This window comes from Streptomyces sp. A18, from assembly GCF_059026065.1.
The window spans coordinates 109,395-121,627 of record NZ_JBWLKL010000016.1; the positions used below are offsets into that span (position 1 = coordinate 109,395).

The following is a 12,233-nucleotide window of genomic DNA, read 5'->3' on the forward strand; positions in this document are numbered from 1 at the left end:
CGGCTCGGTAAAGCTGCGCGAGACGGGAGAGCACGCCCCTGCCCCGGATGCGACAAGCCATCGGGCGGGGTGCCATGGGGGGAGACAGAAAGGTGGCGCAGCCATGGCGCGTCCGGTGTGGAGCGGAACGTTGACCTTCGGTCTCGTGTCTCTGCCTGTCCAGATGTTCACCGCCACGGACAGCCATACCGTCCGCTTCCATCAGCTGCAGCGGGGCACGTCCGACCGTGTGCGCAACAAACGGGTGAATGAACGCACCGGCGAGGAAGTTCCTCTCGACGAGATCGTCAAGGCCTTCGATGCCGGTGACGAGTACGTACTGATCGAGCCGGACGAGCTGGAGGACATCGCCCCCGGCCGCTCCAAGGCGCTGGAGATCACCGGGTTCGTCGACCTGGAGGAGGTCGCGCCGATCTTCTTCGACAAGACGTACTACCTCGGCCCCAAGGGCAAGGAGTATGCCAAGGTCTACGCGCTGCTCGAGAAGGCCTTGTCCGAGGCGAACCGAGCTGGGATCGCCACGTTCGTGATGCGTAATCATCAGTATCTGGTCGCGGTGAAGGCCGAGGCCGGTCTCCTGACGCTGCACACCCTGCACTGGGCCGACGAGATCCGTGACCCGCGCGACGAGATCGACGACCTGCCGGGAAAGACGAAGGTCACCGACCGTGAGCTGAAGATGGCGCGTCAGCTCGTGGACACACTCCGCATCGAGTGGAAGCCCGAGGATTTCCACGACACCTACCAGGAGCAGGTGGCCGCTCTCATCGAGGCCAGGCGCAAGGGGGAGTCGGTCGAGAAGGCGGAGCCCCCGGCCGAGTCCACCAACGTCGTCGACCTCATGGACGCCCTGCGGGCGAGCGTGGACCGTGCGAAGAAGCCCTCGGGCAGCGGCAGCAAGAAGCGCGGCGACAGCGGTGCACGGCCTCCGACGGATATCCGTGAAGCTGCAGCCAAGCGCCGCTCTGCCGGCGCCGGGAAGCGGCAAGAGAAAGCAGGAGGGAGGGCGGAGGGCAAGGCAGGGGGTAAGGCTGGAGGGAAGACGGGAGGGAAGACGGGAGGGCCGTCGCTCGACTCCCTGACGAAGTCCGAGCTCTACCAACGGGCCGTCGACGCCTCGGTCCCGGGCCGCTCCTCCATGAACCGAAAAGAGCTCCTCGATGCCCTGCGTGGGGCTGGGCGGCGGCATAAAGCCACGTCCTGACGTCTGACATGCCTGGGCAGAGCTCGCCGGATCGTGGTCGTGTCACCCCTCGCTGTCGCGGGCCGTGCTCCCCGCCAGAGCCCGCAGGCGCCGGGCCGCCGTGGTCACGCCGTGTCCATGCCGGGCCAGTCCCGCCCACGGGTCCTTGTCGAGGCGGTCGCCCAGGTCGGTCATCGTCCAGCGGCGTGCGGTCAGTTCGGGTGCGTCCAGTTCCCCCCAGTCCAACGGCGCGGCCACGGGGGCGCCCGGCTTGGAGCGGACGGCGAACGGAGCGACGACGGTCTGGGCGTAGCCGTTGCGCGCGACATCCAGGTACAGCCGCCCCTTGCGGGCGTCCTTGCGGGGCTCGGTGGTCAGTTCCCGCGCGTACCGTGCTGCCAGCGTCTGGGCGGCGGAGCGGGCGAAGGCCAGCACATCATCGGCGTCGTCGCGGCGGTTCAGCGGTACGACGACGTGCAGGCCCCGTGAGCCCGTGGTCATCAGGCCCGAGGGGAGGTCCAGTTCATCCAGGAGCTCATGCAGGCGATGAGCCGCACGGCGCACCGGCTTGAAGTCGTCGGCGGGCGGGTCCAGGTCGAAGACCAGGCGGTCGGGGTTGCGCGGTTTGTCCGCGCGACTCAGCCAGCGGTGCGGGGTGATACACGCCTGGCTCGCCAGGTACACCAAGGTCGCGGTGTCTTCGCAGACCACGTGCGTCACTTCGCCGCCCTCCTTGGCCACCGCGGCACGATGAATCCAATCGGGGAAGTAGTCGGAGATCTCCTTCTGGTAGAAGCGCTCTCCGTCGATGCCGTCCGGCATCCGCTCGAGCATCAGGGGCCTGCCGCGCAGTTCGGGGAGCATGCGTGGTGCCACGCGCCGATAGTGCTCGGCGAGATCGGCCTTGGTGATGCCGTCTCGCGGGAACAGTTCCTTCTCCGGCCGCTTCATGTCGAACATGCGGCGGCCGACCTGCAGTTCAACGGTGGAGCTCACGTCACCGCCTCCTTCACGCCGATGTGTCTACTGCCTCCCCCTCCGGAGGAATCATGGGAGCGGCGTGCCCCCGGTGGCGTTCATGACCTCGGCGGTGATGAAGCTCGCGTGCTCCGAGGCCAGGAACACATACGCGGGTGCCATCTCCGCCGGCTGGGCCGGCCGGCCCATGGGTGCCTGCTTCCCGAACTCCTTGGTGTCCGGGAGCGTCGCCGGGATCAGCGGCGTCCACACCGGCCCCGGAGCAACGGCGTTGACCCCGATACCGTCGTCGACCAGCATCTGCGCGAGGCCCTGGGTGAAGGTGACGATGGCGCCCTTGGTCATGGCGTAGTCGAGCAGGTGAGGGCTCGGCTTGTAGGCCTGCACCGACGTGGTGTTGATGATGGATCCGCCCGCGGGGATGTGCGGCACGGCCATCTTGCAGAGCCAGAACATGCCGTACAGATTCGTGCGCACGACGCGGTCGAACTGTTCCGTGGAAATGTCTGCGATGCCCTGCGGCTGCGACATTTGGTACGCCGCGTTGTTGACCAGCACATCGATCCGGCCGAACTCCGTCACGGCCCGCTCGACGAGCCGACGGCACTGTTCCTCTTCTCGGATGTCGCACGGCACGGCCAGACCGCGGCGCCCCGCCTTCTCGACGAGGCGAGTCGTCTCGCGCGCGTCCTCCGCCTCAGCGGGCAGATAGGTGAACAGGACGTCCGCGCCCTCGCGTGCATAGGCGAGAGCGACGGCCCGGCCGATGCCGGAGTCGCCTCCGGTCACGACCGCTGCTCGGCCCTGGAGGAGACCGCTTCCCCGGTAGGACTCCTCACCGTGGTCGGGAGGCGGATCCATCGGGCCGCTCCAGCCCGGCGGCTCCTGATCCTGCTGAGCGAACTCCGGCTGCGGGTGCTTTGTCGTCGGATCCTGCGGGGTTTCACTCATCGACGCTGTTCCTCCCTGGATTCACTTCCCAGCTTGCTCCGCGCTCCGCGCAGGCGCGAACGCTTGACGCTGCTCACGGCCTACGACCTGCGTGAAGGCAAGCCGTCGGATCAGCGGGTGTCCCGCAGACCGCACGCTCACACGTACGAGAGGAGAGCAATCGAAACCCGGGTGAGGCGACAGCCCGGCCGACAGCTTGCGGCCAGGGTGGCTCGCCGTGCGCGGCAGACCGGGGGTGCATAACCTGGCCGGGGCTGGAGGGCGAGCGGAAACGGGTCGGGTACGCGAGGCCGACGTGTGCCGGTGATGGCCGCCAGTCGGCAGTCGGCAGCCGGTATGTGGGACCAGCGGCTCGGCGGAAGGGAGCTGAGGTGGCCGAGGAGGACGCACGGCGGGCTTATCGCGGGAAGCGGAACTTCGAGCGGACGAGTGAGCCGAGCGGCGAGAGCGAGACGCGGAGCGGGAGCGAGCCGGCGCACAGCGGTGAGCATGAGCCCACGTTCGTGGTGCAGATCCACGACGGTGGTGGGCGGAGATGACAGAGCCGACCGGCCTGCTGGACACACTGCCGACCGAACTGGACGACCGCACCCGCAAGGCGGCGCCAGGCGTTGAACTGGCGGCTTCCCCGATGCTGGCGACGCTCACCGACCGGCGTGACTTCCCCCAAGGATGGCTCTTTGAGCGGAAGTTGGACGGTATCCGGGTCCTGGCGGTACGCGAGAACGGCCGGGTGACGCTCAGGTCCCGTACGGGGCGGAAGCTGGATGCCACGTATCCGGAGATCGTCGACGCGCTCGCCGCGCAGGAGTGCGAGGACTTCACCATCGACGGCGAAATCGTCGCCTACGCGCACGGTCGCACCGACTTCGCGCGGCTCCAGCAGCGCATGGGACTCACCCGTCCTTCCGACGTCGCGAAGACCGGGGTCGCGGTGACCTACTACGCCTTCGACCTGCTGCGTCTGGACGGCGTCGACGTGCGGCGTCTGCCGCTGCGCACCCGCAAGTCGCTGCTACGGCGCGCCATCGCCTTCGCGGCACCGTTGCGCTTCAGCGCCCACCGCAATGAGGGCGGACCGGAACTCCTCGCCGACGCATGCCGACGCGGCTGGGAGGGGCTCATCGCCAAACGCGCCGACAGCACCTACCAAGCGCGCCGCTCGGACGACTGGCTCAAGCTGAAGTGCTCCCAGGGCCAGGAGTTCGTGGTGGGCGGATTCACCGAACCCGCCGGAAGTCGGGTGGGAATCGGTGCGCTGCTGCTGGGTTACTACGAAGATGGTCGGCTGCGTTACGCGGGCAAGGCGGGCACCGGATTCGACCGGCGGACCCTGCTCGCCCTGCGTCGGCAACTCGACGAACTTCAGGAGGCCGAATCGCCTTTCGCGGACCGCGTCGCGGAGCGGACCGCCCACTGGGCGCGGCCGAGACTCGTGGCGCAGATCGCCTTCACGGAGTGGACGCGCGACGGGATGCTGCGCCACCCCCGCTATCAAGGGCTGCGGAACGACAAGGATCCGACCGAGGTCGTCAGGGAGCGTGCGGAGACCTGACGCGCACGCGGCCAGTAGCTCAGGCGACTGCCCAGGCCGCCTCGATCATCCGGAAGATCTCGTCCACCGCCGCCTCCGGATCGGCTGCCTCACGGGCCAGGGAATGGGCGTCGATCGCGAACCGCGCGATCGTCCGGCAGGCAGTTGTGGTCTGTGGCAGATGAGGATCCGCGGCGATGGCCGTCGCCAGCACCTCCGCATGGCGCAGCCTCATCGACTCCTCGTACTCCCGCAGTGCGGGTGATGCGTCGACCAGGCGCCAGATCGGGGCGGAACTGTCCGCCGTGCAGTGGCGCACCAGGGCCTGGATCTCGCGGCGCAGTGCGGGGATGAGGGGCTCGTGCGGCGCTCGGTCGGTGACCGCCTGCGTGAGGCGTAGCTCGAAGTCTTGGTCCTGCTCGAACACCAGGGCCTCTTTCGAGGCGAAGTGGGAGAAGAGCGTGGTGACGGCCACGTCGGCCTCGGCGGCCACGTCGCGGATGCCCACCGCGTCGTACCCGCGTTCCAAGAACAGCCGCAGGGCGGTGTCAGCGATCTTCTGGCGGGTCGCGGCCTTCTTGCGCTCACGACGTCCCGGCGGCACGGTCATGCGTCGACACTATCAAGTACAAAACAAAAACCGTTCCGAAACACTAACCGTTAGTGTTACGGTCGATCGCATGAAGAGAGTGAGTTTCGCCGAGTTCGGCGGTCCTGATGTCCTGCAACTCCTGGACGCCGAGGAGCCACATGCGGGCCCCGGTCAGATACGCATCGCCGTGCGGGCGGCGGGCGTGAATCCCGTCGACTGGCGGGTCCGTGAAGGCCAGTTCCAGAAGGTTCGTCCGATCGAGCTGCCGGCCGGAGTCGGCCTTGACGCCTCGGGAGTCGTGGACGAGGTGGGCGAGGGCGTCGAAGGGGTCGAGGCCGGCGACCACGTATTCGGTGAAGGCTCGAACACCTACGCCGAGTTCGCCGTCCTTTCGGCCTGGGCCCGCATGCCTGAAGGGCTGACGTTCGAAGAAGCCGCCGGTTACCCCTCCGTGGTGGAGACCGCGCTGCGCGTCATCCGCGAGGTCGGTGTGCGGTCCGGGCAGACGCTGCTGGTCAGCGGTGCGTCCGGGGGAGTCGGGTCGGCGGTGCTGCAGATCGCCCGCGACCGGGGCATCACGGTGATCGGCACGGGCGGGGCCGCGAACCAGGACTATCTGCGCGGCCTGGGTGCGCTCGCCACGACGTACGGCGAGGGCTGGGTCGAGCGGGTGCGACAGCTCGGCCACGTCGACGCGGCCCTCGATCTCGCGGGCTCGGGCGTGATCCGCGAACTCGTCGAGCTGACCGGGGATCCGCACAAGGTGATCTCCATCGCCGATCTCACCGCGCCGGAGCTCGGCGTCCGCTTCTCCGGCATGGCCGGAAGCGTCCCAGAAGCGCTCACCGAGGCCGCGGACCTCATCTCGCGGGGCAAGCTCCACATCCCGGTCGAGAAGTCGTACGCGCTGACGGAGGCCGCGGAGGCGCACATCGACAGCCGAGCGGGTCACACGCGTGGACGCCGGGTCGTGATCATCTGAGGCGTGCGCGTGCGCGTGCGCGTGCGCGTGCGCAGGCAAGCTGAGCGCTGACCCTGGGATCCGGTGCACGCCACCGTGCTCGACAGCGCCGGCCGGGTCCGTCCGTAAGCGGGGCGCGCGTTGCAGGCGGGCAGGTGGTTCCGGTGTCTCCTCCCCGCCGGATGACGCAGTATGGATCAGGGGGTTCAGGGGCCCTCGCGGGTGCGCCGGATCCGGCGCGGAGGGGGAGGAGTGGCGATGGACGGGTATCGGTCGGAGGCCGCGGGCGCGGAGATGCGGGAAGCCGTGCGTGCCTTGTTGTCCGTGCTGGAGCCGCAGCAGGTGCGTGAGCTGCGTGCCGTGCCCGATCGGCTGGATGCGCCCGAGTTGCGGGAGTGGACGTATCTGCCCGGCCCGCGCCCCGGGCTGTCCACCGAGCATATGGACGGTCGGCAGAGCAAGGCCGTCGATGCGCTGCTGGCCGCGGCGCACAGCGCCGCTGGCGCGGAGCTGGCGCGTGGGGCGATCGAGGTGGAGCGGTATCGCCGCGCGGCGCTCGGCGGCACGGGCGGGGACCGCTACTGGCTGCGGCTCCTGGGCGACCCCGATGGCGACGGGCCCTGGGGCTGGCGGATGAACGGTCATCATCTCGCCGTCCATGTACTGATCACGCAGGCCGGGATGCGGGTGACGCCGCATTTCATCGGTGCCGAGCCCGCGCGGATCCCGAGCGGTCCGCAGGCCGGTCGCCGACTGCTGGGACCTGAGGAGGATCTGGCCCGGGAGTTGGTCACGGACCTGGACGACGGCCGGCGGGCGAGGGCGACCTTCGCCGTCGAACCGCCGGACGACATCTTGACCCGTGACGATCCGTTCGCCGATCCGGACGCGCTGCCGACCGGCCTGACGTACGGCGACATGACGCCCGGTCAGCAGGGGCTGCTCGAGCGCCTGGTACGCCGCTACCTGGACCGCGCGCCCGCGGCGTACGCGCAGGAGTGCTGGTCCGACACCGTGGCGGGTGGACTGGACGCCCTCTCCTTCGCCTGGGCAGGAGGCCGCGCGCCGGGGGAGCGGCACTACTACTGCGTTCGGGCCCCGGACTTCCTCATCGAGTACGACAACACCCAGGACGACGGCAATCACGCCCACTCGGTCTGGCGGCACATCCGCCACGACTGGGGCGCCGACCTGCTGCGCGCGCACTACACACAGCAGCACATGTGACGCAGGAGTTCCCGCGCCTGCGGGCCACGGCCATCTCCCTGGACGGAAAGGGCGGGCCGCGGCAACTGGCCGCGGGATTGGACGCGTTGCTCGGATCGTGAGGGGCCCGGCTTCTGCGGACCCCGGTACCGCCGGAAGCCCGGGTGGCGTCCTCAGGTGGACAGGCAGACGATGGAAGGAAGGGGTCGGCCGTGATGGCGTCGGCCGTGGACACCGCGACGTCGACAACTGCCTCCGCAACTGACTCCGGGACTGTTGGCCTGGACAGAAGGAGGATGTCGTCATGATCGAGGTCAAGGCGGTCGAAAAGCCGGACGAGCGACGCGATTTCCCCCGGGGACACCTCGAAGCCGTCCACCTCACGGGGCTGGACTTCGCCGTGGGCACCTTCGAGCCGGGCTGGCGCTGGTCCGAGTCCGTGGCCCCGCTCGCGGGGACCGAGAGCTGCGAGATCCACCACAACGGCTATGTCGTCGAGGGACGGATGCACATTCGCATGGACGACGGAGGCGAGGCCGAGGTCGGGCCGGGCGATGTCTTCGTGCTTCCGCCCGGACACGATGCCTGGGTCGTGGGTGAGGAACCGGTCGTGCTGTACGACTTCGCGGGAGCCATGGCTCAGGAGTACGCGAAACCGGCCGATGGATGACCCCAGTCCGCTGGCGCTCCTGACGCGGGACGCGGGACGCGGGGAGGGCGTCGGTCAGCCGACTTCCTGTTCACGCTCACGGGCTGCGGCATGCCGCAACGCGCGACAGCGGCGAAGCGCTCGCTGATCGCCGATGTGTTCCGCGGCCGTCATCGCCGCGTCGAGGACTCCGTCCATCCAGAGCCGAGGAATCCCTTGCAGGTGCTCGTCACTCGTGGTGAACCAGCGGCGAGCCGTGGCGGCGTCGGGTGTGAGCGGGACGAGGAGGAAGCAGTCCCTGGCGAGGTGCCGCCACAGACCCGCGCGCAGCCCCTGCTTGTCGGGTGGCATGTCGTGGTGCGCCTCTTCGAGTGTGCTCCACGCGCCCGAAGCGTCATCGGCCTGCCGCTGCAGCCGGGCAAGTGTGAGCAGGTTGCTCGCTCTGCCTCCCGGCCACGAGGCTTCGCTGATCGCGACGACTTCTCGCTGCACCGCCACCGCCTCGGTCACGTAGCCGAGTTGGGCCAAGAAATACTGCAGGGTGTTGAGCGTGTCCTCGGTGCGAGGCTCGCCGGCGGCCCATTCGGTCAGGAAGAAGCGGGATGTCTCGCGGTCGCCGAGGCTCGCGGCGAGGTGGGCCCATGATTTCAGGCTCTCGTCGGCCGGGGTGGCGGGGAACTGCGCGCGTTGGTCGTCGAGCCACTCCTCGACGGCGGTGTCGGTATGGCGATCCGCCGTGATGTCGTCCAGTATCCGGTCACGATCGGGGTGGGTACTGGCTCGTACGGCTTCGACGGCGGCTCCGGTACCTCCCGTGAGCAGGTGGTAGAGGTGGTAGCCGAGGGCCGTGTCGAAGCTGATGTTCTTCGCGGTCCAGTGCAGCCACAGATCCTCCACCTGCCGGTGTTCGGCGAGCAGGAAGCCTGCGAGCGTCAGATCCCGGGCCAGCCCCCAAGGAACGACCTCTTGGTAGAAGGCCGTCTCCTGCTGGAGGAGAAAGCGGAGGAGCGGCAGGTCCTGGGGGCGGCGGTCGTACTGGAGTGCCCGCAGGACGCTGCTGCGGGCAGCCTTGTTGCGGTCGATCGCGCGGCCTTCGTCCGTGTTCTCCGCGACGCAGGCCAGGCCGGGCCATGTCGCCGGGTTTCGCCGGGCTCGCTCGAGGTCTCTTCGCGGCCCGCGCAGTAGGCGCTCCTGCTCTTCAGCGGTATCCATCGTCTTCCTCTCGGTCCGGTCGATCATGACGTACGCGGGCCCGGGTACGCGCATCAATTGGGCGAGTGCGAGGACGGCTTCCGTCTCGCTCACGGTGCACGGGTGCCGCTCCGGCAAGATGGGATCAGACGGCCCCGCCTGGGGGCGCACGAGGAGTGGATCGTCCGTATGACCGCCACAGCCACGCCGTTCGACGACCTGGACCGAAAGATCGTCGCGGCCCTGATCGGGAACGCTCGGGCAAGTTTCGCCGAGATCGGTACGGCCGTGGGCCTGTCGGCCACCGCCGTCAAACGCCGGGTGGACCGGCTGCGCAAGGCCGATGTGATCACGGGGTACAGGGCCACCGTCCGGCCTGCCGCGCTCGGTTGGCGTACGGAGGCGTACATCGAGGTGTACTGCGACAGCGCGGCACCGCCTCGGCGTCTCGCCGAGGTCGCCCGCAAGTACCCGGAGATCGCGGCGGCCATGACGGTGACCGGCGCGGCCGACGCGCTGCTGCACGTCAGGGCCACCGATGTCGGGCATTTCGAGGAGGTGTTGGAGCGGATCCGCAACGAACCCTTCGTCCGCAAGACGATCAGTTACATGGTGCTGTCGCACCTGCTGCCGGAGAGCCCGGAGGCGGGGGCCAGCGAGTCCGCGCCGGACAGTTTCACGGACGACACGACAGGGGGCGCAGCGATCGTGCTCTGAAGGGCTTATTCACGCAGTGATCCTGCGTGTGTACGCAGTTTTCCCTTCTTGTCGCGCGTATCGGCGTCTTTCTACGGTGGAGGTACCCCAATCGGTACCCCAATCGTCACCGCAGAAAGCGGAGGGACCCTCTGTGCCTGTAGGAGCTGCTGCCTCGCACGTCCGTGTCCGCCCCCGGCGCTATGTCATGTGCGAGCCCCGCTATTTCGACGTGCGCTACGCCATCAACCCGTGGATGAACACGGATGATGCCGTCGACATCGAGCGCGCCCGCGACCAGTGGTTGACGCTCGTTCAGGCCTACCGCGCACACGGCCACACGGTCGAGGTGGTGGCCCCGGTGGCGGACCTGCCCGACATGGTGTTCGCGGCGAACGCCGCCGTGGTCGTCGACGGCCGGGTCTTCGGCTCCTCCTTCCACGCGCCCGAGCGGCGCCCGGAGTCCCTCGCGTACGAGAGCTGGTTCAAGGCGGCCGGGTTCGACGCCCACCATCCCGAGGCGGTCTGCGAGGGAGAAGGAGACCTGGTCCCGGCCGGCCGTTTCGTGCTGGCGGGCACCGGCTTCCGTACGCACTGGGATGCCCACCGCGAGGCGCAGGAGTTCTTCGGAAGACCGGTGATCAGCCTGGAGCTGGTGGATCCCCGCTTCTACCACCTGGACACCGCGCTGTTCTTCCTCGGCGAGGACGAGGGTGACGCGGAAGGCGGCGGAGAGGACGGCAACATCGCGTACTACCCGGAGGCGTTCTCCCCGGGGAGCCGTGAGGTCCTCCGGCGGCTCTACCCCCAGGCGGTGATCGCCACCGAGGACGACGCCGTCGCGTTCGGCCTCAACTCCGTGTCCGACGGCCGCCATGTCTTCGTCGCCCCGCAGGCCCACGGTCTCGTCACTCAGCTCGCCCACCGTGGCTACGTCCCCGTCCCCGTCGACCTCTCGGAGTTCCGCAAGGCCGGCGGGGGCATCAAGTGCTGCACCCAGGAGATCCGCTCATGAACGCCCTCGCCACCGCCCTGCCCGCCACCTCGTCCGCATCCGAGTCCGAGTCCGAGAAGCGTTCGTCGGCGCACCTGATCCGCGCCGAAGCTCCGGTGCTCGCGCACAACTACCACCCCCTGCCGGTGGTCGTCGCCCGCGCGGAGGGCAGTTGGGTGCAGGACGTCGAGGGCCGCCGCTACCTCGACATGCTGGCCGGCTACTCGGCCCTCAACTTCGGGCACCGCCATCCCGCGCTCACCGAGGCGGCGCACCGCCAGCTCGACGAACTCACCCTCACCTCGCGTGCCTTCCACCACGACCGCCTTGCCGGATTCGCCGAGCGCCTGGCCGAGCTGACCGGCCTCGACATGGTCCTGCCGATGAACACGGGCGCCGAAGCAGTGGAGAGCGCCGTCAAGGTGGCCCGCAAGTGGGCGTACGAGGTCAAGGGCGTCGCACCGGACCGGGCCACGATCGTGGTCGCCGACGGCAACTTCCACGGTCGTACGACGACGATCGTGAGCTTCTCGACGGACGAGACGGCCCGCGCCGGATTCGGGCCCTTCACGCCGGGCTTCCGAGTTGTTCCCTATAACGACCTCGCCGCGCTGGAAGCGGCCGTGGACGAGACGACCGCCGCCGTGCTGATCGAGCCCATCCAGGGCGAGGCCGGCGTACTCATCCCCGACGACGGCTACCTCACCGGTGTCCGCGAACTGACCCGGCGCACGGGATGCCTGTTCATCGCCGACGAGATCCAGTCGGGCCTGGGGCGCACGGGCCGCACCCTGGCCGTCGACCACGAATCGGTGGTGCCTGACGTCCTGCTCCTTGGCAAGGCCCTGGGCGGCGGCATCGTTCCGGTCTCCGCGGTCGTCGCCCGCCGCGACGTGCTCTCCGTGCTGCGGCCCGGCGAGCACGGTTCGACGTTCGGCGGCAACCCCCTGGCGGCGGCGATCGGTTCGGCGGTCCTCGACCTGCTGGCCACCGGGGAGTTCCAGCGGCGGGCGGCCGAGCTCGGCGACGTACTCGACCGCGGCCTTTCGGACCTCACCGGCGCGGGTGTCACCGCCTACCGGGCCCGCGGGCTCTGGGCAGGCGTGGACATCGATCCCGCGCTCGGCACGGGACGGCAGATCAGCGAACGGCTCCTCGCCGAAGGCGTCCTGGTCAAGGACACCCACGGCTCCACGATCCGCCTCGCGCCGCCGCTGACCATCACCGAGGACGAACTGCACTGTGCCCTTGCGGCCTTGAAGAAGGTCCTGGCGTGACCGGCGGCTCCTGACCGCACC

General features: G+C 69.1%; 12 protein-coding genes. 8 read left to right on the forward strand and 4 right to left on the reverse strand.

Annotated elements, in window-relative coordinates:
• The first annotated feature begins 103 nt into the window (after positions 1 to 103).
• The gene (gene ku, locus AC5P1C_RS24495) at positions 104 to 1,204 is read left to right on the forward strand and encodes a non-homologous end joining protein Ku (RefSeq protein WP_493868067.1); all 1,101 of its coding nucleotides are present in this window, start codon (positions 104 to 106) and stop codon (positions 1,202 to 1,204) included.
• 42 nt (positions 1,205 to 1,246) lie between these two features.
• Here ku and ligD (AC5P1C_RS24500) read toward each other — a convergent pair whose 3' ends face one another.
• Complete coding sequence (gene ligD, locus AC5P1C_RS24500) at positions 1,247 to 2,143, reverse strand: non-homologous end-joining DNA ligase (protein WP_493868113.1); 897 nt, start codon at positions 2,141 to 2,143, stop codon at positions 1,247 to 1,249.
• A gap of 87 nt (positions 2,144 to 2,230) precedes the next feature.
• Complete coding sequence (locus AC5P1C_RS24505) at positions 2,231 to 3,112, reverse strand: SDR family oxidoreductase (protein ID WP_493868068.1); 882 nt, start codon at positions 3,110 to 3,112, stop codon at positions 2,231 to 2,233.
• A 535-nt stretch (positions 3,113 to 3,647) separates the two neighbouring features.
• Between AC5P1C_RS24505 and ligD (AC5P1C_RS24510) the strand changes: the two genes are divergently transcribed.
• Complete coding sequence (gene ligD / locus AC5P1C_RS24510; protein WP_493868069.1) at positions 3,648 to 4,667, forward strand: non-homologous end-joining DNA ligase; 1,020 nt, start codon at positions 3,648 to 3,650, stop codon at positions 4,665 to 4,667.
• 19 nt (positions 4,668 to 4,686) lie between these two features.
• On the opposite strand, the gene AC5P1C_RS24515 is transcribed toward ligD (AC5P1C_RS24510), so the two are convergent.
• On the reverse strand, positions 4,687 to 5,256 hold the full coding sequence (locus AC5P1C_RS24515) for a TetR/AcrR family transcriptional regulator (protein ID WP_493868070.1): 570 nt from the start codon (positions 5,254 to 5,256) through the stop codon (positions 4,687 to 4,689).
• 70 nt (positions 5,257 to 5,326) lie between these two features.
• Here AC5P1C_RS24515 and AC5P1C_RS24520 point away from each other — a divergent pair, with 70 nt between their 5' ends.
• The 3 genes from AC5P1C_RS24520 to AC5P1C_RS24530 all read left to right on the forward strand — a co-directional run bounded on the left by AC5P1C_RS24520 (position 5,327) and on the right by AC5P1C_RS24530 (position 8,075).
• Complete coding sequence (locus AC5P1C_RS24520) at positions 5,327 to 6,220, forward strand: NADP-dependent oxidoreductase (RefSeq protein WP_493868071.1); 894 nt, start codon at positions 5,327 to 5,329, stop codon at positions 6,218 to 6,220.
• 237 nt (positions 6,221 to 6,457) lie between these two features.
• The gene (locus AC5P1C_RS24525) at positions 6,458 to 7,426 is read left to right on the forward strand and encodes a DUF3500 domain-containing protein (protein ID WP_493868072.1); all 969 of its coding nucleotides are present in this window, start codon (positions 6,458 to 6,460) and stop codon (positions 7,424 to 7,426) included.
• 283 nt (positions 7,427 to 7,709) lie between these two features.
• Positions 7,710 to 8,075 carry a cupin domain-containing protein gene (locus AC5P1C_RS24530; protein WP_493868073.1) on the forward strand — a complete coding sequence of 122 codons (366 nt, stop codon included), beginning with the start codon at positions 7,710 to 7,712 and terminating at the stop codon, positions 8,073 to 8,075.
• Positions 8,076 to 8,129: 54 nt separating this feature from the next.
• Here the strand turns inward: AC5P1C_RS24530 and AC5P1C_RS24535 are convergent, their stop codons facing one another.
• Positions 8,130 to 9,359: a hypothetical protein gene (locus tag AC5P1C_RS24535; RefSeq protein WP_493868074.1), complete on the reverse strand. Its 1,230-nt coding sequence runs from the start codon at positions 9,357 to 9,359 to the stop codon at positions 8,130 to 8,132.
• A gap of 75 nt (positions 9,360 to 9,434) precedes the next feature.
• On the opposite strand from AC5P1C_RS24535, the gene AC5P1C_RS24540 reads away from it, so the two are divergent.
• The 3 genes from AC5P1C_RS24540 to rocD all read left to right on the forward strand — a co-directional run bounded on the left by AC5P1C_RS24540 (position 9,435) and on the right by rocD (position 12,212).
• A complete protein-coding gene (locus AC5P1C_RS24540; RefSeq protein ID WP_493868075.1) occupies positions 9,435 to 9,962 on the forward strand; it encodes an Lrp/AsnC family transcriptional regulator in 528 nt (175 codons plus the stop codon).
• 187 nt (positions 9,963 to 10,149) lie between these two features.
• Positions 10,150 to 10,956 (forward strand): dimethylargininase, encoded by an 807-nt coding sequence (gene ddaH, locus AC5P1C_RS24545; protein WP_493868076.1) that lies wholly within the window; start codon positions 10,150 to 10,152, stop codon positions 10,954 to 10,956.
• Entirely contained in the window at positions 10,953 to 12,212 is a 1,260-nt protein-coding gene (rocD, locus tag AC5P1C_RS24550) for an ornithine--oxo-acid transaminase (RefSeq protein ID WP_493868077.1), read from the forward strand. The genes ddaH and rocD overlap by 4 nt, the downstream gene beginning before the upstream one ends.
• The last annotated feature ends 21 nt before the right edge of the window (positions 12,213 to 12,233 follow it).

Excerpts from the sequence above, each read along its gene's own strand:
- ligD (WP_493868069.1), top strand. The coding sequence starts at position 3,648 with ATGACAGAGCCGACCGGCCTGCTGGACACACTGCCGACCGAACTGGAC.
- AC5P1C_RS24525 (WP_493868072.1), top strand. The coding sequence starts at position 6,458 with ATGGACGGGTATCGGTCGGAGGCCGCGGGCGCGGAGATGCGGGAAGCC.
- AC5P1C_RS24505 (WP_493868068.1), bottom strand. The coding sequence starts at position 3,112 with ATGAGTGAAACCCCGCAGGATCCGACGACAAAGCACCCGCAGCCGGAG.
- ligD (WP_493868113.1), bottom strand. The coding sequence starts at position 2,143 with ATGTTCGACATGAAGCGGCCGGAGAAGGAACTGTTCCCGCGAGACGGC.
- ku (WP_493868067.1), top strand. The coding sequence starts at position 104 with ATGGCGCGTCCGGTGTGGAGCGGAACGTTGACCTTCGGTCTCGTGTCT.
- ddaH (WP_493868076.1), top strand. The coding sequence starts at position 10,150 with ATGTGCGAGCCCCGCTATTTCGACGTGCGCTACGCCATCAACCCGTGG.
- AC5P1C_RS24540 (WP_493868075.1), top strand. The coding sequence starts at position 9,435 with ATGACCGCCACAGCCACGCCGTTCGACGACCTGGACCGAAAGATCGTC.
- AC5P1C_RS24515 (WP_493868070.1), bottom strand. The coding sequence starts at position 5,256 with ATGACCGTGCCGCCGGGACGTCGTGAGCGCAAGAAGGCCGCGACCCGC.
- AC5P1C_RS24530 (WP_493868073.1), top strand. The coding sequence starts at position 7,710 with ATGATCGAGGTCAAGGCGGTCGAAAAGCCGGACGAGCGACGCGATTTC.
- rocD (WP_493868077.1), top strand. The coding sequence starts at position 10,953 with ATGAACGCCCTCGCCACCGCCCTGCCCGCCACCTCGTCCGCATCCGAG.
- AC5P1C_RS24520 (WP_493868071.1), top strand. The coding sequence starts at position 5,327 with ATGAAGAGAGTGAGTTTCGCCGAGTTCGGCGGTCCTGATGTCCTGCAA.